The following is a 19158-nucleotide window of genomic DNA, read 5'->3' as shown; positions in this document are numbered from 1 at the left end:
GTGTCGGGTATGGACGTGACATTCGAAGGCACGAAACGGGAGCTCGCCACCGATCAGGGCGTGCTGCGCTATCACGAGGCGGGCGACGGGCCACCTCTGTTGCTGCTACACGGCTCCGGGATCGGCGTGAACGGGTGGCGTAACTATCGCGGGAATCTCGCGGTCTTCGCCGAGCACTTCCACTGCTACATCCTCGAATTCCCCGGATTCGGCGTGAGCGACCCGGTGGACGGACACCCCGTGCTGACCGCGGGCGCGGCGGTGCTGCGATTCATGGACGGGCTCGGCATCGAATCCGCTGCCATGGTCGGCAATTCGATGGGTGGGGTGGTCGCGGCCAATCTGGCGATTCAGCATCCGCAGCGGGTGCGCAAGCTGGTCACCATCGGCGGGATCGGTCCGAATATCTTCAGTTCCAGTCCGAGCGAAGGGATTCGGCTGCTGCAGGAATTCTCCGACAAACCCGATCGGGACAAGTTGCTGCGCTGGTTGCGGGCTATGGTCTACGACCCCGCGGTGATCACCGATGAGATCATCGAGGAACGCTGGGCGGCCGCGCAGCATCCGGATACCCAGCAGACCGCCGCCATGATGTACGGCTCGGCCGCGTGGGCGATGCAGCAGAAATTCCTGGCGAGTTCGAATACGCCGCCCTATTGGTCGATGCTGCACAAAGTGCAATGCCCGACCCTGCTCACCTGGGGTCTGGACGACCGGGTCAGCCCGCCCGATATGGCGCTGGTGCCGATGCGGCAGATTCCCAATGCGGAACTGCACGTGTTCCCGAACAGCGGGCACTGGGTCATGATCGAGGCCAAGGCGGCCTTCGAACGCGCCACCCTGGAATTCCTGCGCCGCTGAGTTCAGACCTGGCGCGCCGGACGGCATGCCTTGGCAGTGACCGGAATCTGCGGGTATTCCGCCAAGGACTCGTTCGTCTTCGGCGCCATGATGCGTTCCATACCTGCCATGGACTCCAGCACGGGGAGCCGCGTGATGGTATTCCGAATTGCCATGCCCGAGCGGGTTTTCGGCACCATCAGCCGCAGGTTCGGTCCGATTTGCTGTTTGCGGTCGACCAGTGCGCGGTGGCTCTGCTCGTAGCGGCGAAAACCGGTGCGGTAATCGCCGTTCGCGGCGGCGAGCGCACCCGCGAGCCGGTAGGCGCCGACGAGGGCGAGTTCGGCACCGGCTCCGGATGCCGGTGAGGCGCAATAGGCGGCGTCACCGACGAGAGCGATGCGGCCGGTCGACCAGGAATCCATGTGGACCTGGCCCAGGGAGTCGAAATACAAGTCCGGATCGGCGAGTGCGCCGTCGAGCAGCCGTGCCACGTGCCAGGCGGATTCGGTGCCGAACCGGTCGGTCAGCAGCGCGCGGGCCGCGGCGGTATCGCGCGGATCGAGATCGAGGAGTGGGCTGCGGAATATGAAGTAGGCCTTGGCCTGTGCGTGATTGCCGGAACGGTAGATGCCCGCCATCGCGCCCGGGGTGTTGTAGACGCTGACCCAGCGGTCGGGCCCGAGCGCCGCATCGGCGTTGCCGAAGGCGAAGTAGTGGTCCAGGTGGCGAACGAAATTCGATTCCGGACCGAAGGCCAGGCGCCGCACGGTGGAGTGCAGTCCGTCCGCGCCGATGACCAGGTCGAACCGCCGTTGCGGGACGCGTTCGAAGGTGACGGTGACGCCGTCGTCCTCCTCGTCGAGGGCGCGGATCGAATCGCCGAACAGGTATTCCACGTCACTGTTGCTGTCGTGCAGGATCCGGACGAGATCGCCGCGCATGATCTCCACCTCGGCGCTGGCGTACTTGTCCTTGATCTTCTGCATATCCACCTGGGCGATGGAGTCGCCGGTGGTGTTCACGAACCGCATCCCGGCGACATCGGCGGCCGCCGACCGGATCTGCGACATGATGCCCATGCGCTCGGCGACCTCGATCGCCTGATCCCGCACGTCCACCCCTTGGCCGCCGACTCGCAGACCGGCCGCACGCTCGACGATTGTCGGCTGGAAGCCGTGCCGCACAAGCCAATACGCCAGGGTCTGTCCGGCGATGCTCGCACCGGAGATCAGAATCCGCATTGCCCACTCCTTGTCTCGAAATCATCTGACCATTGGTCAGTGATACCACTGTATGACGCTGACCAACGGTCAGTCAAGCGGTAGGATCGGTAACCATGGCCGATGATTCGCGTGCCCGCATCCTGCAGACCGCGCTCGACCTGTTCGCCGAGCGGGGATACCACACGGTTTCCGTGCGCGAGATCGCCGAACGGGTCGGGCTGACGAAAACCGCTGTGCTCTACCACTTCCCGAGCAAGAGCGATATCGTTGCCGCACTCGTGGAGCCGCTGCTGGTCGACAGCGAAGCGGTGCTCGAGTCGGCGGCACGCGGGCGGGACGCGCAGGCGCGCCGCTGGGCGGTGGTGGCTGGGTTGCTCGAGGTGTGGCTTTCGCACGGTCAGCTATTGCGGATGCAGATGCAGGACCAGGCATTATCCGCCGACGAGGCGACCTTCGCGCGACTACGAACCATCGCACTGTCTGCACAGGACCTGATCGCCGGGCCCCGCGCCGATTTCACCACCCGCGTGCGTGCCGCGCAGGTCTATGCGGCACTGAGCGATCCGGTGGTCATCTTCGCCGACCGGCCCGCCGACGAACTACGCGAGGCCATTCTCGATGGTGCCCGGCGGTTACTCGGCACCGCTGCCCATCCACAGCCTCCGGCCGCCCACAGCGACCCCGTCCACATACCGGCCGCCAAGGTCCCCACCACCCGCCCGAACCGCCGCGGCCGCCCAGGCGCAATGACCTCGGAAATGATCGAATCCGCCCGCCACATGCGAGATTCCGGCCGCCCCATCGACGAGATCGCCGCCGAATTCCACATCTCACGCGCAACGCTCTATCGGCACCTGAGCAAGCGGCCGAGAGAATTATGAGACTATTTTCGCGACGCGAGGAGCAGCTCACCGACGCTTCACCCGCCTCTCGAGCGGTGCCACGGTGCTCGGCACACGGCATCCCCAAAGATCAACGGGTCGAGATCATCTCGCTAGCCGGACCAACCCAACCTTTTGCACGTCGTGTCTGTTGTTCCCTTCGAAGTGCACGAACGACTGCGAAGAGAGAAGCCATGACCGACGCGAATCGGACACCTGTGAAGAACGTGCTGGGGGTAGCCACCGTCGTCGGCATCATGCTCGCGTACTTCCTCGGCCTGAAGGCGTGCGAGAACAAGGAAATTCGCCAGCATGATGTCGCCGATGTCGGGGAATGTGTGATGGAGACGGGCGGAGATTCCATCGCCAAGGTCGACTGCTTCGGACCCGACGCGCAGTACCGTGTCCTCGGCAAACTGGACTACTCCACCGGGGCTACCGAGATTGCCAGAATGTATGCCTGCAAAGAGTTCCCCGGCACTGTCAAGTATTACTCGCGTAGCGACAGCAGAATCGGGAGCTATACGCTGTGTCTCGGCCGCAAGTAGCCCCACGCCCGCAAGCGCAGGGCCGGTTTGCGGGTCGTCGGGGTGAGTTTGACTACTACGGCCCCTAGTGCGCGACCACCAGGCGTTCGGGCAGGGCTCCTGTCTGCGCCCGAGTCATCGCGATCTTGCGGGCGACCGCCCTGAACAGGATGGTCTCGGCCTGCCCGCTCCCAGGCTCGAGCGTCTTCGTCGCCCTGTCCAGGATGATGATCTCCTCGGCCCCTCCGACACCATTGCTGTACCCGTAGCGAACCTGCTCGGCTGTTTCGTCCAGCTTCCGAACCTCGGCATATATCGCCATAATCCACCCCGATCGCCATAGATCAATCTTGCGCAGGATAGCTGAACCGGCCTGCGCGTCCGAGCGACCTCGGCGCGCGAATCGCCGTCCGGAGCAACCGAATCGCCGCTGATTGCGCATAAGCGACATGGGTCCCCGGTAAGGGGACTAACCTGCGGCGCATGGCAGTTACGTGGCCGGACGAAATCGATGATGTCTTGCACGGTGATCTCACCGTCGGATTGGCCTATATCACTCCGGCCGGTGGGGCGGTGGTGACGGCGGTTTCGCCGATCGGGATGCGGGATCGGGAGTTGGGGACGGTCGGGTTCACGACCTCGCTCGGCTTCGGTCGCAAGCTGGAGCGGATCAAACGAGAGCCGAAGGTCGCGCTCGCATATCACGCGCGTGAGCACGGTCTCGGCGACCCGAATAATCAGAGCTTCGTACTGGTACAGGGCATCGCCACCTTCGACGCCAAGCCCGACCCCGACACCCTCGACCGCGTCGGCGAGCAGGCGACGCCCTATCTCGGCGCACCACGGCGCGGCCTCTTCTGGGATCGCTGGCTGAGCGCGTATTACACCGATCGGGTGCTGGTGACGGTCGCGGTCACCAGGATCATCGCCTGGCCGGATCTGTATGCGACCGGCGAACCGGAGGTTTTCGGCGAACCGCTGCCCGCCACCGTGGATTCCCAGAAGCCGCCCGCCAAGGGCGCCGGCCCCCGGGTGGACAGCGCCAAGGCCGCCGCGCGCGCCACGAAACTGCCGCACTGTCTGCTCGCCTACCGCCAGTCCGACGGCTATCCGGCGGTGGTCCCCGCGCAGGTCACCGGCTCGAGCGAGGCAGGCGTAAACCTCACGGTCCCAGCGGAAATCGCCCAGGGCGGCCGCCGCGCGGGCCTGCTCGCCCACGCCTACCGCCCACAGCTCGTCGGCCTCGAATGCCGCCAGCACACCGGCTGGATCGAAATCGACGGCACCGATGCGACCTACGCACCCCACACCGAGTCCGGTTTCATCGCACCCCCGAACAAGACACTGCTGTTGCTGGCCAACGGATTGATGGCCCGCCGCGGACTGGCCCAAGCCCGAAAACAGGGCCGCATCGACGCATTGAGCTGACCCCGGAAAGACACGAACCCCCTCCCGATCGAAATCGGAAGGGGGCCCGGCTTTTCAGGTGGACTACTCCAGGGTAACCGGCAGCCTGGCATGCCCATTCGAGATGAAACTGACCACCGTCCCCAACTCGGACGGATCCGCCGCCAACCGCATATTCGGAAAGCGCGCGAAGATCGCGGGCAATGACACCAGCGCCTCGAGCCGAGCCAACGGCGCCCCCAGGCAATGGTGCACCCCGTAGCCGAAAGCCAAGTGGTCCTTACTATCTCGGGCCACATCGAATTGATCAGCGGTGTCACCGTGAACTCTCGGATCACGGTTGGCGGCCGCGTACGAGGCGAGAATCGGCTCGCCCTTGGCGATATGCACCCCGTCGATCTCGATATCGTCGACCGCGAACCGCAACGGCAGATGTGCGACCGGCGCCTCGAACCGCAACGCCTCCTCGACCAGATCGGCCCAGGTCGCCCGCTCCGCGACCAGTGCGGCGCGCTGCTCCGGATTGGTCAGCAGTGCGAAGATCGCCTGGTCGAGCAGATTGACCGTGGTCTCGTGCCCGGCGCTGATGACAAGCAGCAGCGTATCGATCAATTCCTGCTCGGTGAGCTGGGACCCGTCGTCCTCGTCGCGGTGTGAGATCAGCAGACTGGTCATATCGTCGCCGGGATGGTCGCGCCGATACGCCACCAATTCACCGAGGATCCGATACATCTCCATGTAGTTCGCCTGCGACTCCTCCGGACCGAGCGAGGTGTCGAAAATGCCGTCGACGCATTTGCGCAAGCCCGGATTGAGTTCCTCGGGCACACCCATCAATTCGGAGATGACCTGAATCGGCAGCGGATACGCGAAACCCTCACGCAGATCGACCGATTCGCCCGCGGACGTCTTCGCGAGATCGGCGAGCAGTTCCTGGGTGATCCGCTCGATCTGCCCGCGCATCGCCTCGGTGCGCCGATGCGTGAAGGCGGGCGCGACCAACTTGCGCAGCCGCTTGTGGTCCGCACCGTAGGCGGTGAACATATTGTTCACCGCGACCCACAGGAAAAGCGGCCAGTCCTGCGGAATCTCGCCGTTGATGAACGCGGGCCAGTGCTGGCTCGCATCCTTGGATACCCGCGCGTCGACAAGCAACTTCTTGAGCAGCCCGGCATCGGTTACCGACCACGCCCGCACACCGCCGGGCAATTCCACCAGCGCCACCGGCCCACACTCGCGCAGGCGTGCGGATTCGCCCTGGATATCTGTTCCCGTGAGATCCAGGGTAATAGGTTGTTGCACTACAGAAATCTCCTTACAGCATGGCTAGCGGAGGGGATTTGGGAAAAGTGACCGGGAGGGATACCAGGGCCCGATGGAACGGCCCCGGCCGCCAGGCGAGTTGTTCGGGCTCTGTCCCCAAACGCATTTCGGGAAGTGCGTCGAGCAGTTGGTCGATGGCGTCCTGGACGATGAGATAGGCGACCGATCGCGCCGGACAGGAATGTGGGCCCACACTCCATGCCAGATGCGAACGATTGGGCCCGAATTCGCTCACCCCGACGGCGGGATCGTTATTACATCCGGACATGCTGATGACGACCGGCTGGTGCGCGGGCAGCCAGACGCCGTCGATGAGGATCGGCTGTCTCGGATAGGAGACGCAGTAGTTCGCCATCGGCGGGTCGGTGAACAGCACTTCGTCGAGTGCGTCACGGGTGGAAAGACTTCCGCCGTGCACGCTGCCCGCGAACCGGTCGTCGGTCATCATCAGCAGCAGTGTGTTGGTGATCAGGTTCTGCTGCGGTTCGATGCCCGCACCGTACACGGTGACGAGCTGGTGGATCATCTCCTCGTCCGACAGCACGGCCGGATGCGCGATCAGCCGCGAGGTGATGTCGTCGCCGGGAACGCTGCGCTTCAGCGTGACGAGTTCGAACAGCGCGTCGGTGAGCATCGCATTGCCCTTGTCGGCGTTCACACCTTCGAAGATGGCCGCCATCCCGGTGGCGACCTGCTGGCCGATCTCCGGCGGACAGCCGAGCATGTCGTTCAACACCTGAAAGGTGAGCGGAAATGCGTACTGGCTGATCAGATCGGCCGCACCGTCACCGCAGAAGGCATTGATCAGTGGAATGGCGGCATCTTCGACGACGGCATGCAGTGCGTGCAGATCGACCTCGGCCAGGCTTGCCGCATTTGCCTGTCGATAGCGCAAATGCTCGTTTCCCGCACTGCGCAAGGCATTCGGCCGCCATTCCAGCATCGGCAGGACCGGGCATTCACCGGGAACTTTTCGCTGCCAGATCCGCGGATCCGCCGGAAAGTGGTCGGGATCGTTGAGGATTCGTACGGCAGTGTGATAGCCGATCACCAAAGTGGCTGGTACACCGGGCGATAGGTCAACCGGTACCAGAGATCCGAACTGGTTGCGCATATCACGGTACGCGCGGTGCGGATCTGCTGCGAACTCCTCCGAGTAGAGCGGTACGCGCGGGCCGTCGGTATCGATCGGCGACCCCAACGCGACAGGGCCGGGCTTTGTTGAATCAGTGTGCAATGCGTGGTTACTTCCGAGACTCCTGGCGATGGAATAGGAACTCGACGAGCGTGATCAGCGACCGCAGACAAGTGCTGCGCTGCCGCGCGTCGAGCGAGGTCAACGGAGTATCCGGAGCAAGATCCAATGCGTCCCGGATCTCTTCGAGCGGATAGCGCTGTGCGCCTTCGAACTGGTTGACCGCGACCGAATACTGCACCCCGCGCTCCTCGAGCACGGACAGCACCTCGTCGGCCTTCTCGATGCGCCGGGTGTCCACCAGGACCAGGGCGCCGAGCGCACCGCGTGCCAACTCCTCCCACAGCGGGACGAAACGCCGCTGTCCCGGCGTTCCGAAAAGATAGAGCGCGAGTGTGGGATTCAGCGTGATACGGCCGAAATCCATCGCTACGGTCGTCTGCAATTTGCCGGGTAGCCCGGCCATATCGTCGACGCCGACACTGGCCTCGGTGATCGTCTCCTCCGTGCGCAGCGGCCGGATCTCCGAAACGCTGTTCACGAATGTCGTTTTGCCGACGCCGAAATTGCCTGCCACCAAGAGCTTTACCGACCGGGTCACGGTCTCCGGCACATAGTCGACAGTGCGCTCAGGCCGGGAGAGCGCGGAGCCCATTGAGTACCTCCTCGAGCAGGGTGATCTCCGGCATGACTTCGGCCGGGGTCGGAGTGGCCAGATGTTCGCTGTCCAGCAGATCGGCGACGACGATCTTCACCACAGACGGCGGCAGGTCGAGATAGGCGGCGATCTCGGCGATGGACAGGGCACTGCGACGGCTGCACAGGTTCAGCACCTGGCGCGCATCGGGTGTCGCACCAGGTGCCGGATCTTTGGCGGCGACGACTAGGGTGACCAGGTCCAACTCACGACTGGGACGGATTCGCCCCCCGGTGCGCACGTAGGCCCGGACCAAGTCGGGGTCTCGCCGGGACCTCGTCATGACGTCAAGCCGCCCTCAACCCTCCCGCGCGGCTGGGCGCCTAATTCGTGCCCGACCCGCCCGGCGAGTTCGTTCATGCGGTGCGCGACCAGCCCGATATCGGTCTCGGGCGTCGTCGAAACACCGAGCAGTGCACCTTCGCCCGCCGCGGTGATGAGGATCATGCCCTGGTCGTATTCGGTCATGTTCTGGCGCACACCATTGTCGAGGCCACCACAGAATTCGCCGAGCGCCTTACCTAGTGAGCGAAGACCCGAGGCGGCCGCGGCAAAACGCTCGGCATCATCCTTGTTGACACCGTCGGAGTGCGCGATCCGCAGTCCGTCGTCGGACAGCAGCACCGCGAACCGGACGCCGGGAACGTTGCTGAGATCCTCGAGTAGCCAACCCAGCCGATTGCTGCTGTCGGTCACCGGTGTGCTCATCAGGATGACATCCCTTCGCTGTTATCGGAGGCAGCAGCCTCACGGCCGCTCTTGGAACCCATCTGCCAGGCGGAGGCGATTTCGGGACGAGCCTGTCCCGCTTCGGATTCGGTGCCGGTTTGCGCGGGCACCGAAGACACCGCCCGACGGCGTCGCTTGGGTAGGCCGCCACTGGTGATCTCGTGCACAGCGAACTCCTCGTTCTCGGCGGGTTGTTCGCCCACCCCGGCCAAGACCGGAACCGGGGATAATTCGAAGGGCTTATCCTCGGCGGCAGTGGTCGGCACGGGTTCCGGGGCCGGGGTGACGGCGGGAACGACCGGTTCGGCGTTGGCCACCGCGGTGACGAGCAGCGCCTCGGGGATGTAGACCATCGCCCGCATACCGCCGTAGACGTTCGGGCCGTCGATGTAGACGGTGAATCCGTAGCGTCGGGCCAGTGCCGCGATGCCCGGGAAACCGACGCGCGGGGACGGGCCGAGCTGGTGGATGTCGATCGGGCGCTCGTTGGCGAGCACCTGCCTGGCCTCCTCCATCTGCTCCGCGTTCATCCGCACACCGGCATCGTCGATGATGACGGTGACGCCGTGATGGCCCTCCTGGAAGGTCACATCCACATAAGACGTCGGCGGGGAGTAGCGCAGCGCGTTGTCGAGCAGCGTCGCCAGGGTGTGCACGAGCGGTTCCACCGCGCGGCTGATGACGATGCGGTCGAGCTGGTTGGCCCGCACCCGCAGGTAGTCACGCACACGCCCGATCGCGCCGCCGACCACATCGGTGAGCGACTGCGCGGGCCAGCGCCGACCCGGCAGACCACCACAGACGATCACATACGACTGGGCCTGCCGCAGCATCTGCTGCACAGTGTGGTCGATGCGGGTGAGAGTGGCATAGACCTCGTCGTCGCGGTGCTCGCGCAGCGCGGAACTCACCACCTGACTGACATCCGCGCCGAGGCTGACCACGGAGGTGCCGAAGGAACGCACCGCCGCACTGGTCGCGGCCCGCGAAGCGGATTCGATCTCGGCCCGAGTGCCCTCCTCGGTCGCCTTGATCGCCTGCTGCGCCTTTTCCTCGGCCTCACGCACGGCCTGCTCGTGCGCCTCCGACTGCACCATGCGCAGGTCGTCGGCGTACCGCTCGGAAATCCATTGCAGGCACTGGGTGAATCGGGAGGTCTCCTGACCCGTCGGCACCTCGATGGCCGAAACCGGTGCCTCGAAGCGGCGCACCGCCTCGGTCATCGCCGGCAGTGTCTGGCCGGCGAAGTGCTCGAGGGTTTCCTCCTGCGCCCGATTCGCTCTATTGAGGGTGTCGGCGCGGATCTTCTGCTGTTTCGCGTATTGCGCTACATACAACGCCGCCGCCACGGCAATAATGAGAGCGGGGGCGAGGATCCATGAAAGCACCACGGCGATATCTTGATTCATCAGCTCTCTCGTCGTTGCGACAGCCGGTGTCACTACGCGTTGTCTTGCCTTCCTCGCGACGCCGACCAGGATCAACATTCGTCGAATGCGGCCACATCGACACCGGCACCAACCCCAGAGTGCCCGCACGGCAAGCGATTCGATGAATCACCAACCGGGCGGATCGAGCCGATAAGTAGCTCGGCACCCGACGACCCGCCCACAGTAGCAGCATCGCCGGGAAGTCTCTCTCGATCCGAGGACCACATTCCGATTCCTCGAACCGCCAGCGCCCCCATTGCATTTCGCGTACCGCCCGATCGGTATGACCGAATGCCATAAATAGCGAACCGCGGGTACCGGATACTATGCGCGAATGGCAAAGCTGAAGGTGTCCGTCGACGTGCCGATTCCCCCGCAGGAGGCCTGGGCGCATACCTCCAACCTCACCGAACTCGACAAATGGCTCATCATGCACGAGGCGTGGCGCAACGAGGTGCCCGCCGAACTGACCGTCGGCACCCAACTGGTCGGTGTCGCATCGGTCAAGGGACTGCGCAATCGGGTCACCTGGACGGTCAAGGCCGCTGAACCCCCGCGGCGACTCGCCTTGAACGGCACGGGCAAGGGCGGTACCAAATTCAAGCTCGAACTGCTCGTCGCCGCGAAGGGTGCGGGCTCGGAGGTCACCGTCGATATCGATCTGGGCGGCGCGCCCCTGTTCGGTCCGATCGGTTCCGGTGTCGCGCGGGCGCTGAAGGGCGATATCGAGCGCTCGTTGGAGCGTTTCGTCGCGCTCTACAGCTGAGGGGAGTCCGAACGTGCCGTATGCCGAGGCCGCGGACGGCGCCCGGATCGCGTATCAGATCGGCGGTGACGGTCCGCCGCTGCTGCTGCTCACCGGGCAGGCCAATAATCACCACTGGTGGGATGGAGTCCGCGCCGACTTCGAGACCGCGTATCGCACCGTCTCACTGGACTATCGCGGGACCGGTGGCAGCGATAAGCCGGATATCCCGTACAGCACCCTCGGATTCGCCGAGGACGCCGTTGCGGTGCTCGACGAACTCGGCATCGAGAAGGCGGCGGTGTACGGCACGTCCATGGGTGGCCGGGTCGCGCAGTGGCTGGCCGCGCGGTTCCCGGATCGGGTGCATGCGCTGGTGCTCGGCTGCACGTCACCGGGTGGTCGCCACGCTGTCGAGCGGGACGCCGAGGTACGGAAGACGCTGGCCCAGCCCGATCCGGTGGCGGCACGGCAGGCGCTGCTGGAACTGATGTACACCCCGGGGTATCTGGCGAGCACGTCCGGGCCGTTCAACACCCTCGGCGATCCGAGCATGCCCGCCTACGCGAAGCGCAGACATCTCTACGCGAGCAATAAACACGACGCATGGGATGTGCTCGCGGATATCGCGGTTCCGACGCTGATCGTGCACGGGAGCGAGGACCGGTTCAATCCCGCGGCGAACGCACCGTTGCTCGCGGAACGGATTCCCGGTGCGCGGCTGGCGTGGATCCCGGGGGCTCGGCACGCCTATTTCGACGAATTCCGAAGCACCGCAAGCCCGCTTGTTCTGGATTTTCTCGGGGCCCGCAGGTAGTCCGAGTTCGCCTGGTGCACAGGCGAACTCGGACCCTTCGGCTAATGCACCAGGGTCGGCGCGTCGGCGACCGCGGGCATCTGCGGCTTGGTGCGCGGCAGGAACGCCGCGGGTACCAAGGTCAGCACCATGAGCACTAGCGCCACGATGTAGGTGTGGCTGAATGCCGTCGCGGCCTGGCTCAATCCGGTCTCGACCGCACCGGGCGGCAGCTGCGCCGCGATCGAGGGATCGTAGTTCGACGCGATCGCGGGCTTGGCGAACGGATGCCGGTTCAGCAGGCTGCTGAGCACCACCGACATCGTCGCGGTGCCGATGGAGCCTGCGGACTGGTTGATGATGTTCATCAGCGTCGTACCGCGCGCGACCTGCTGGTGGGTCAGCGTCTGGATCGCCGCGGTCATGGTCGGCATCATGGTGCAGCCCATGCCGAGGCCCATCACGAACAGCGCGCCCAACATGAACGGATACGAGGTATCGGACTTCAGCTGCACGAAGAACACCGTGCCGAGTGAGATCAGCGAGATACCGGTCAACACGATCTTGCCCGGACCGATCTTGTCGACGAGTCGGCCGGCGATCGGCATCGTCAACATCGCACCCAGGCCCTGCGGCACCATCAGCAGACCGGCCGCCATGGCCGTTTCGCCGCGCACCTGCTGCAAATAGGTCGGCAGCAGCAGGCCCGCTCCGAAGAAGGCGGTCGCGAACAGCACCATGGTCAGCACCGCGAAGGTCAGCGATCGGTTGCGGAACAGATGCAGATCGATCAGCGGATGTTCGGTGCGCAGCGCGTGGAAGACGAACAGCACGATGAGCACCAGACCGATGGCGGCGGGTATGAGCACTTTCGCCGCCATGACCGTGCCCTCACCCGGAATCGAGGAGACGCCGAACAGGAACAGCGCCAGACCCGGCGAGGCCAGCAGCATGCCGAGGAAGTCGAAGGATTCCGACGGCTCCGGGTTATCCGCGGGGAACACGACAAAGGCGAGAACTAGCGCGACCACCCCGACCGGAGCATTGATCAGGAAGATCCACTTCCAGCCGTAACTGTCGATCAGCCAACCGCCCAGGATCGGGCCGCAGATCGGGCCGAGCAGCATCGGCACCCCGAGCACCGCCATCACCCGCCCGACGCGTTGCGGACCGGCCGCGTGGGTCATGATCGTCATACCGAGCGGCATCAGCATGCCGCCGCCGAGACCCTGGACAACGCGGAAGGCGATCAGCGTTTCCATGCTCCAGGCCTGGCTGCACAGCACCGATCCGAGCACGAACAGCGTCAGCGCGAGCATGTACAGCCGTTTGGTGCCGAACCGGTCCGCCGCCCAGCCGGTCAGCGGGATGACGCTGGCCAGCGCGAGGGTGTAGCCGGTCATCGACCAGGCCGCGATCGCGGTGGTGGTGTGGAACTCGTTCTGGAATTTCGGGATCGCGACGGTTACGACGGTGATGTCCAGGATCGACATGATCGCGCCGAGCACGACCACCCCTGCCACCTTGAAGACCGCGCTGTCGAGCTTGTCGGTCGCGGGGTCCGCTGCGACCGACGTGGTATCCGGAGGATGTGTCACCGCTTAAGCCTCGCACCTCACCGACCAAATGACCAGCAAATTCTGCGACCTTCGCCACACCTCGGGTTCGCCGATATCTCGCCCCGGATGATGGCGGCGTGACATTGCAGATCTTCGACGCCGAGTTCGCCGCGAATCCATGGCCTACGCTGCGGCGATTGCGCGAGGACGGTGGGGTGCATCGGGTCCGGACACCAGACGGCCCACCCGCCTGGTTGGTAACCCGGTTCGCCGATGTCCGGGCCGGACTGCTCGACAATCGGCTCTCCACCCAGCCGCGCTATGCCGGGGAGACGGACTATCGCGGGTTCGTGGTGCCGCCACCCTTGGACCTCGGATTCCTGGAGAGCGAACCGGAGGACCACGCTCGGCTGCGCCGGGCCGTCACCGCCGAGTTGTCGCCGCGACGGCTCGCCGAATGGGCGCGCACGGCACCGGGATTGGTGTCGGCTTGTCTGCCGGAGGTGGACAGCGGCGGCACGATCGATCTCATCGAGCGGTTCGCCGTTGTCCTGCCCGCGGCCGTGCTCGGCGAATTGCTCGGGTTGGCAGCACCGGAGCGCGCGGCGCTATTGCATTGGGCACGTTCGACATTGCTGCCGAGCGCCACTCCCCCGCGTGCTCGCGACACGCTCACCACCATGCGCACCATCGTCATCGCGACGATCGAGGGGGCGCGGGCCGACAATGTGCTCGGGCGGCTGGTGCGTTCGAGTGACGAGACCGGTTCGCCGAGTGCGCACGAGCTGGCCTCGATGATTTTCTATCTGCTGTTCGTCTGGTACGAAGTGCTCGTCGACCTGATCGCCGGATCCGCATCGGCGCTGCTCACCCATCCGGATCAGCTGGCGTTGCTGCGCACCATGGCCGATACTCGACCGGCGGTGGACGAACTGCTGCGCTACCTGTCGCCGCAGGTGGTTTCGGGGCCCAGATTCGCAACCACCGAACTCGATCTCGCGGGGCACACCATCCGTTCCGGTGACACCGTGCTGCTCTGTCTGGCATCGGCCAACCATGATCCGGAGATCTTCGAGAATCCGGCCGAGCTCGATCTCGCGCGCACGAATAATCCGCACTTGGGTCTTGGGCACGGCGGGCATGCATGCCTCGGCACCGCGTTGGTCCGGACCATCGCCGGGGCCGTGCTGGAGACCTTGATGCTGGACGGCCGAACACCGACGCTCGTCTGCGATCCACGAGAAATTCGGTGGCGCTCCGGTTTTCGGCATCGCGGACCGCTCGAGTTGCCTGTCGTATTGGCGCGGTAGCTTTGCGGTGCTTCTCGGTGCCGGGATCCGACTTCCTGCGCGCCGATCCGAGTGCCAACTGTCGTGCCGCGCACACCGGCCGCCCCCGGAACCTTCAAGGCGGACACCGATTGGGACAGTTCAGTTCTGCGGCCCCGGCGACTTCCAGGAAGGGTCGCGGCCGAACCACCCCGCGAGCCGGTCGTATGCGGGAGCGTCGGCGGGCACGGGCACCTCGAGGTCGAAGGCCTTCTCCGGTCCGCGGAATTCCGGGCGCAGCAGCTTGTGCGACCAGGCCAGTCCGTACTCCGCGATTTCCGGGTCGAAGTCGATGGGCTGGTCGGTCGCGCGGGCGAGATCCCAGGTGTGCATGGCCAATTCGGTGATCTGCTGGTCGGCTCGGCTGCGCAGCGGTGCTTGTGCGCCGCCGGGTACCGGAACCGGGCGTTCGAGGTCGGCATGATGCCAGACGTCCAGGACGGGTGCGGCGGCCGCGCGGTACTCCGCCGCCCAGTTCGGACTCAGCTCGGCGGGCGGCGCCGCCCAATCGGCCATCTCGCCACGCGCCGAATCCAGGAAATTCCGCAGGCTCTGCCCGATGACATGTCGCACGAGCGCCTGCACATCCCAACCGGCACAGGGTGTCGGCAGAGTCGCCTGTTCCGGCCGAATCGCCGCGATGACCTCGCCCATCTGGGTCAAAGCGCGGTCCAATAGGTCCACGGTGGGGTCAACGGTATCCACGCCTTTCGATTCTGCCCCGCGTCCGCCGCACACACCGCGGAACGCGCAACTCAGCCGGCTACCGCCATCAGCGTGGAGCGGGTTCGACAGTTTCCGGATCGACGGATGGGGTGAGGCGCGGCCGGGACCGCGTGACGGCCACACCGGCCAGGCACAGGACGCCACCGATGATGGTCAGCACGCCGGGTACCTCGTCCAGTGCAATCCACGACATCAACACGACGAGCGCCGGGACCGCGTAGGTTGTCACGCCCATTTTCCCGGCCGTCGTGCGGGCTAGTGCGTAGGCCCATGTGGTGAAAGCCAGAGCAGTGGGGAAGACACCCAGGTACACCAGACTCAGCGTCGACGATAGCGGCGCGTCGGCCGCCTCGGTGACCAGTTGCCAGGAGAACGGCAGACACGCGACTGTTCCGATGACCGAGCCGAAGGTGACCACCTGCAATGCGGATGCGCTCGCCAGCGCCGGTTTCTGCGCGATGGTCGATGCGGCCCAGACGATGGCCGCGAGCAGACACAGCACGACACCGAGCACCGCCGCGCCGCCGCCATCGGAGGTCGACAGTCCGACAACAACGGTTCCGGCGAACGACACGACCAGCCCGACCATCAGCCGGGTCGGAAACCCTTCCCGCAGGACCAATCCGCCGAGCACCGCGATCAGCACCGGACCGATGCCGACGATCATCGCCGCGGTCCCGGCGTCGACATTGCGCTCACCCCAGTTCAACGCCACCATGTAGACGCCGAACCACAGCACCCCGGAGATGACGACGCCCGGCCACGCGGCCCGCGGCGGCAGGCCCTCACCGCGGATGACCAGCACCGTCACCAGCGTGATCGATGCGGCGAGCAATCGCCCGAGTGCCAGCGCACCCGGTGAGAAGTCGTGTCCCGCACTGCGAATGAAGACGAAGGCCGAAGCCCACAAGACCACCGTCACGGCGGCGGCGACAATGGCTTGCCGCTCGACCGACCCATCCGTACGCATCATGGGCCGAACGTAGATCAGCTGGTCGACAAGTGCCAGCGGTTTTCGGACGCGGGCCGAGCCGGTCGGCCGGGCGATCGGTGGGGGGCTCCGATCGCCCGGCCGACCAGCGACTACAACGCGAGCAGCGCGTCGATCACAGCCGACGGCACCGCGTCGGGGCTAGCAAAGGGCCGTTCCGCGAGCAACTTCCGTGCTTCGTCACGGGACAACCCACCATCGGTGGTGAGCACCTGCAGCGCGTGCGCTTCGGGCAGGGCGCCGAGCCAAGCGATGGTGTTACCGATCAAGGTCTCCGGATCGATCTCGCCGAGGACCCGCAACCGGGCCACGCCGCCGTCGGGGTAAACATCGAGCCGCACATGGGTGACCGGCGCACCGGCCCCGATCCGGAAGAAGTGACGCGCATCCGGCTGCAACCGCGTGCGCGGCAGCAGTTCGGTCCATGTCGACGGATCATCCAGATCCGCACCGGAATCGGCATCGGCACCGCGCAGCACCGCCCAACCCGGCGCATTGCCGACATAGTTCGAGGTATCGATTTCCGCACGCCGAATCGCCCCGCGCGCACCCAGTCGCACCGTGACGTGATCATTGCCCACATCGCGGCGACGCGCGCCCTCCCAGCCTTCGTCCATCTGCCGCGACCGGCCGGGCAGCAGGATATTGGTCGGCGCGGAGAAGAACATGTTGGAGCAGTCGACCACATCGCCGCCGTGTTCCAGGGCAGCGAGATCGACTGTGCCACTGAGGAAACGGGGATCGGGCAGCGGCGTGCCGTGAACGCGGAAGCGGGCCACGCCGCCGTCCGGGTAGATCGAGAGCCGTACGTGGGTGAAGCGGCGCTCGTCGGCGACCTCGAAGAAGTTGTCGGTATCGCCCGCGATATCCGACTTCGCGACCAGTGTCACCCATTCGGCCTGCTGGAGTTCCGTAGGCGAGGGCTGCCCCTCCATACTCGTCGCCTCGACCGAGGCGAAGGGCGGGTAGTTGCCGATGAACCAGGAGGTGTCGATGACGACACCGTGCACCCGCCCCGGCACACCCAGCCGGACAACCGCATAGTCATTGCCGGTTTCGCGACGACGCCGCGTTTCCCAGCCGTCGTAGGTCTTGCCCTTGTGGCCGAAGTCCTCGGTGCTGAAAACCGCACGGCCGGGCCGGATCAGATTCTCCCGCTCGGCGAACAACTCGTCATTGGCGTAGACCACACTGCCCGCGAGCGCGCGTGAGGCGAGATCGGGCAGTCGTCTGAAGGCGGGGGCGGATTGATCGGTCATGCTTCTCCTCGGGCCAGGAGCCGCCCCTGCGGCTCGTTGTCGATATCGATTCGGTTGCCGCGCAACCAGGTACCGCGGACCGCACCCGCGAGTGGGCGGGCCGCGTACGGTGTGACGGCGTTCTTGTGGTGCAGGCGATGCACGTCGACGACGAAGGCGTCATCGGGTGCGAAGACACAGAAATCCGCGTCGTAGCCGACCGCGATGGCGCCCTTGCGCCGCAGGCCCGCATATTCGGCGGGCGCTCGGCTCATCCAGCGCGCGACATCCACCAGGGTGAATCCGCGCAGTCGCGCTTCGGTCCAGACAGCCGAAAGTCCGAGCTGCAGTGAGGAAATGCCACCCCAGGCGCGGGCGAAGTCGCCGGTGTCGAAGCACTTCAGGTCGGCGGTCGAAGGCGAGTGATCCGAGACCACCATATCGATGGTGCCCTCGCGCAACCCTTCCCAGAGCAATTCGCGATTGCCGCTCTCACGGATCGGCGGGCAGCATTTGAATTGCGTTGCACCGTCCGGAATTTCCTCCGCCGCGAACGACAGATAGTGCGGACAGGTCTCGGCGGTGATCCGGACGCCGTCGCGGCGGGCCGAGGCGATCATCGGCAGCGCATCCGAACTCGACACGTGCAGAATGTGCACGCGACAGCCGGTCCACCTGGCGAGTTCGATCACTTGGGCGACAGCCAGGTTCTCCGCACCGCGCGGGCGCGAACGCAGGAAGCCGGAGTACTTGTCCCCCTGTGGAATCGGTGCGTGTTCGATCGAGTGCGCGTCCTCGGCGTGCACGATGAGAAGACCGTCGAACAAGCGGATCTCCCGCATGGCCAGTTCCAGTTGGGTGGCGTCCAGTGCCGGGAATTCGTCGACACCGGAGTGCAGCACAAAGCATTTGAAGCCGAATACCCCTGCGTCTTGCAGCTGCCGCAGATCCGCCAGATTTCCGGGGATCGCCCCGCCCCAGAATCCGACGTCGACATGCACGCGGTCCTGCGCGGTCTTGCGCTTCACTTCGAGTGCCGCGAGATCACAGGTCGGCGGAATGCTGTTGAGCGGCATATCGATAATGGTGGTGACACCGCCCGCCGCGGCCGCCTTGGTCGCACTCGGGAAGCCCTCCCATTCGGTGCGGCCGGGATCGTTGACGTGCACGTGCGCATCCACAACGCCGGGCAGCAGCACCTCGTCGGCGGCCAGTTCGACGACCGTTTTCGCGGTCAGGATGGAGTCCAGCGGCTCGATCGCCACGATCCGGCCGTCGCGCACGCCGATCGAGCCGCCGGCCTCCCCCGCCGTCCCGATGATCCGCTCCGCGCGGATCACCAGGTCCAGGTGTGCGGGGACCGGTGAGATCGCCTGGATCTCGGAGTACTTCCGCATCACACAACTCCATCGGAAATCATCGGAATCTCCATAAGGTTGTAGGTGTTCAGGGCCAGACGCCTTGAATGCCCAGGGCGGCAGGGTGTGGCTGATCGGTTCTTGCCGTTGGGTGGCTTGCCA

The 19158-nt window shown here is 65.4% G+C and carries 20 protein-coding genes; 7 read left to right on the top strand and 13 right to left on the bottom strand.

Features of this window, described 5'->3' with window-relative positions; genetic code table 11:
- The first annotated feature begins 9 nt into the window (after positions 1-9).
- A complete protein-coding gene (locus ACZ60G_RS20595; RefSeq protein WP_465811644.1) occupies positions 10-861 on the top strand; it encodes an alpha/beta fold hydrolase in 852 nt (283 codons plus the stop codon).
- Between the two features lie 2 nt (positions 862-863).
- On the opposite strand, the gene ACZ60G_RS20590 is transcribed toward ACZ60G_RS20595, so the two are convergent.
- Positions 864-2084 (bottom strand): FAD-dependent monooxygenase, encoded by a 1221-nt coding sequence (locus ACZ60G_RS20590; RefSeq protein ID WP_465811643.1) that lies wholly within the window; start codon positions 2082-2084, stop codon positions 864-866.
- A 95-nt stretch (positions 2085-2179) separates the two neighbouring features.
- Here ACZ60G_RS20590 and ACZ60G_RS20585 point away from each other — a divergent pair, with 95 nt between their 5' ends.
- Together ACZ60G_RS20585 and ACZ60G_RS20580 are read left to right on the top strand one after the other, a co-directional pair.
- Positions 2180-2947 (top strand): TetR family transcriptional regulator, encoded by a 768-nt coding sequence (locus ACZ60G_RS20585; RefSeq protein WP_465811642.1) that lies wholly within the window; start codon positions 2180-2182, stop codon positions 2945-2947.
- Positions 2948-3141: 194 nt separating this feature from the next.
- Entirely contained in the window at positions 3142-3495 is a 354-nt protein-coding gene (locus ACZ60G_RS20580) for an LppU/SCO3897 family protein (RefSeq protein WP_465811641.1), read from the top strand.
- 64 nt (positions 3496-3559) lie between these two features.
- Here the strand turns inward: ACZ60G_RS20580 and ACZ60G_RS20575 are convergent, their stop codons facing one another.
- Positions 3560-3796: a hypothetical protein gene (locus tag ACZ60G_RS20575; protein ID WP_465811640.1), complete on the bottom strand. Its 237-nt coding sequence runs from the start codon at positions 3794-3796 to the stop codon at positions 3560-3562.
- A gap of 161 nt (positions 3797-3957) precedes the next feature.
- Between ACZ60G_RS20575 and ACZ60G_RS20570 the strand changes: the two genes are divergently transcribed.
- Entirely contained in the window at positions 3958-4902 is a 945-nt protein-coding gene (locus tag ACZ60G_RS20570; RefSeq protein ID WP_465811639.1) for a pyridoxamine 5'-phosphate oxidase family protein, read from the top strand.
- A gap of 63 nt (positions 4903-4965) precedes the next feature.
- Here ACZ60G_RS20570 and ACZ60G_RS20565 read toward each other — a convergent pair whose 3' ends face one another.
- Genes ACZ60G_RS20565 through ACZ60G_RS20540 form a run of 6 tightly spaced genes read right to left on the bottom strand, consistent with a single transcriptional unit; the run spans position 4966 to position 10234 of the window.
- Positions 4966-6183, bottom strand: coding sequence for a cytochrome P450 family protein (locus ACZ60G_RS20565; protein WP_465811638.1), 1218 nt, complete (start codon positions 6181-6183; stop codon positions 4966-4968).
- 13 nt (positions 6184-6196) lie between these two features.
- The gene (locus ACZ60G_RS20560) at positions 6197-7405 is read right to left on the bottom strand and encodes a cytochrome P450 (protein WP_465811637.1); all 1209 of its coding nucleotides are present in this window, start codon (positions 7403-7405) and stop codon (positions 6197-6199) included.
- Positions 7406-7448: 43 nt separating this feature from the next.
- Positions 7449-8054 (bottom strand): GTP-binding protein, encoded by a 606-nt coding sequence (locus ACZ60G_RS20555; RefSeq protein WP_465811636.1) that lies wholly within the window; start codon positions 8052-8054, stop codon positions 7449-7451.
- Positions 8029-8379, bottom strand: a complete 351-nt coding sequence (locus tag ACZ60G_RS20550) for a DUF742 domain-containing protein (protein ID WP_063037917.1) — start codon at positions 8377-8379, stop codon at positions 8029-8031. Before ACZ60G_RS20550 ends, ACZ60G_RS20555 begins: the two co-directional genes overlap by 26 nt.
- Positions 8376-8804, bottom strand: coding sequence for a roadblock/LC7 domain-containing protein (locus tag ACZ60G_RS20545; protein WP_062987265.1), 429 nt, complete (start codon positions 8802-8804; stop codon positions 8376-8378). Before ACZ60G_RS20545 ends, ACZ60G_RS20550 begins: the two co-directional genes overlap by 4 nt.
- Positions 8804-10234 carry an ATP-binding protein gene (locus ACZ60G_RS20540; protein WP_465811635.1) on the bottom strand — a complete coding sequence of 477 codons (1431 nt, stop codon included), beginning with the start codon at positions 10232-10234 and terminating at the stop codon, positions 8804-8806. The genes ACZ60G_RS20545 and ACZ60G_RS20540 overlap by 1 nt, the downstream gene beginning before the upstream one ends.
- Positions 10235-10589: 355 nt before the next feature.
- Between ACZ60G_RS20540 and ACZ60G_RS20535 the strand changes: the two genes are divergently transcribed.
- Complete coding sequence (locus tag ACZ60G_RS20535) at positions 10590-11021, top strand: type II toxin-antitoxin system Rv0910 family toxin (RefSeq protein WP_465811634.1); 432 nt, start codon at positions 10590-10592, stop codon at positions 11019-11021.
- Positions 11022-11034: 13 nt separating this feature from the next.
- Complete coding sequence (locus ACZ60G_RS20530) at positions 11035-11817, top strand: alpha/beta fold hydrolase (protein WP_465811633.1); 783 nt, start codon at positions 11035-11037, stop codon at positions 11815-11817.
- 41 nt (positions 11818-11858) lie between these two features.
- Here ACZ60G_RS20530 and ACZ60G_RS20525 read toward each other — a convergent pair whose 3' ends face one another.
- Positions 11859-13394: a DHA2 family efflux MFS transporter permease subunit gene (locus ACZ60G_RS20525; RefSeq protein ID WP_465811632.1), complete on the bottom strand. Its 1536-nt coding sequence runs from the start codon at positions 13392-13394 to the stop codon at positions 11859-11861.
- Between the two features lie 98 nt (positions 13395-13492).
- On the opposite strand from ACZ60G_RS20525, the gene ACZ60G_RS20520 reads away from it, so the two are divergent.
- A complete protein-coding gene (locus ACZ60G_RS20520; protein ID WP_465811631.1) occupies positions 13493-14665 on the top strand; it encodes a cytochrome P450 in 1173 nt (390 codons plus the stop codon).
- Between the two features lie 120 nt (positions 14666-14785).
- Here ACZ60G_RS20520 and ACZ60G_RS20515 read toward each other — a convergent pair whose 3' ends face one another.
- The 4 genes from ACZ60G_RS20515 to allB form a co-directional block, all read right to left on the bottom strand.
- A complete protein-coding gene (locus tag ACZ60G_RS20515; protein WP_465811630.1) occupies positions 14786-15388 on the bottom strand; it encodes a TIGR03086 family metal-binding protein in 603 nt (200 codons plus the stop codon).
- Positions 15389-15455: 67 nt separating this feature from the next.
- Positions 15456-16382 (bottom strand): DMT family transporter, encoded by a 927-nt coding sequence (locus ACZ60G_RS20510; protein WP_465811629.1) that lies wholly within the window; start codon positions 16380-16382, stop codon positions 15456-15458.
- Between the two features lie 110 nt (positions 16383-16492).
- Positions 16493-17659: an allantoicase gene (alc, locus tag ACZ60G_RS20505; protein ID WP_465811628.1), complete on the bottom strand. Its 1167-nt coding sequence runs from the start codon at positions 17657-17659 to the stop codon at positions 16493-16495.
- The gene (gene allB, locus ACZ60G_RS20500; protein ID WP_465811627.1) at positions 17656-19035 is read right to left on the bottom strand and encodes an allantoinase AllB; all 1380 of its coding nucleotides are present in this window, start codon (positions 19033-19035) and stop codon (positions 17656-17658) included. The genes alc and allB overlap by 4 nt, the downstream gene beginning before the upstream one ends.
- Positions 19036-19158 lie beyond the last annotated feature (123 nt).

It is taken from the genome of Nocardia sp. NPDC102475, from assembly GCF_055584605.1.
This window is presented reverse-complemented; position numbering and strand designations above follow the sequence as displayed.

What these genes read in the sequence shown, in the direction of transcription:
- ACZ60G_RS20555 (WP_465811636.1), bottom strand. Translation starts at nt 8,054, where the DNA reads ATGGGCTCCGCGCTCTCCCGGCCTGAGCGCACTGTCGACTATGTGCCG.
- ACZ60G_RS20590 (WP_465811643.1), bottom strand. Translation starts at nt 2,084, where the DNA reads ATGCGGATTCTGATCTCCGGTGCGAGCATCGCCGGACAGACCCTGGCG.
- ACZ60G_RS20540 (WP_465811635.1), bottom strand. Translation starts at nt 10,234, where the DNA reads ATGAATCAAGATATCGCCGTGGTGCTTTCATGGATCCTCGCCCCCGCT.
- ACZ60G_RS20580 (WP_465811641.1), top strand. Translation starts at nt 3,142, where the DNA reads ATGACCGACGCGAATCGGACACCTGTGAAGAACGTGCTGGGGGTAGCC.
- ACZ60G_RS20545 (WP_062987265.1), bottom strand. Translation starts at nt 8,804, where the DNA reads ATGAGCACACCGGTGACCGACAGCAGCAATCGGCTGGGTTGGCTACTC.
- ACZ60G_RS20550 (WP_063037917.1), bottom strand. Translation starts at nt 8,379, where the DNA reads ATGACGAGGTCCCGGCGAGACCCCGACTTGGTCCGGGCCTACGTGCGC.
- ACZ60G_RS20510 (WP_465811629.1), bottom strand. Translation starts at nt 16,382, where the DNA reads ATGATGCGTACGGATGGGTCGGTCGAGCGGCAAGCCATTGTCGCCGCC.
- alc (WP_465811628.1), bottom strand. Translation starts at nt 17,659, where the DNA reads ATGACCGATCAATCCGCCCCCGCCTTCAGACGACTGCCCGATCTCGCC.
- allB (WP_465811627.1), bottom strand. Translation starts at nt 19,035, where the DNA reads ATGCGGAAGTACTCCGAGATCCAGGCGATCTCACCGGTCCCCGCACAC.
- ACZ60G_RS20595 (WP_465811644.1), top strand. Translation starts at nt 10, where the DNA reads ATGGACGTGACATTCGAAGGCACGAAACGGGAGCTCGCCACCGATCAG.
- ACZ60G_RS20575 (WP_465811640.1), bottom strand. Translation starts at nt 3,796, where the DNA reads ATGGCGATATATGCCGAGGTTCGGAAGCTGGACGAAACAGCCGAGCAG.
- ACZ60G_RS20535 (WP_465811634.1), top strand. Translation starts at nt 10,590, where the DNA reads ATGGCAAAGCTGAAGGTGTCCGTCGACGTGCCGATTCCCCCGCAGGAG.
- ACZ60G_RS20570 (WP_465811639.1), top strand. Translation starts at nt 3,958, where the DNA reads ATGGCAGTTACGTGGCCGGACGAAATCGATGATGTCTTGCACGGTGAT.
- ACZ60G_RS20585 (WP_465811642.1), top strand. Translation starts at nt 2,180, where the DNA reads ATGGCCGATGATTCGCGTGCCCGCATCCTGCAGACCGCGCTCGACCTG.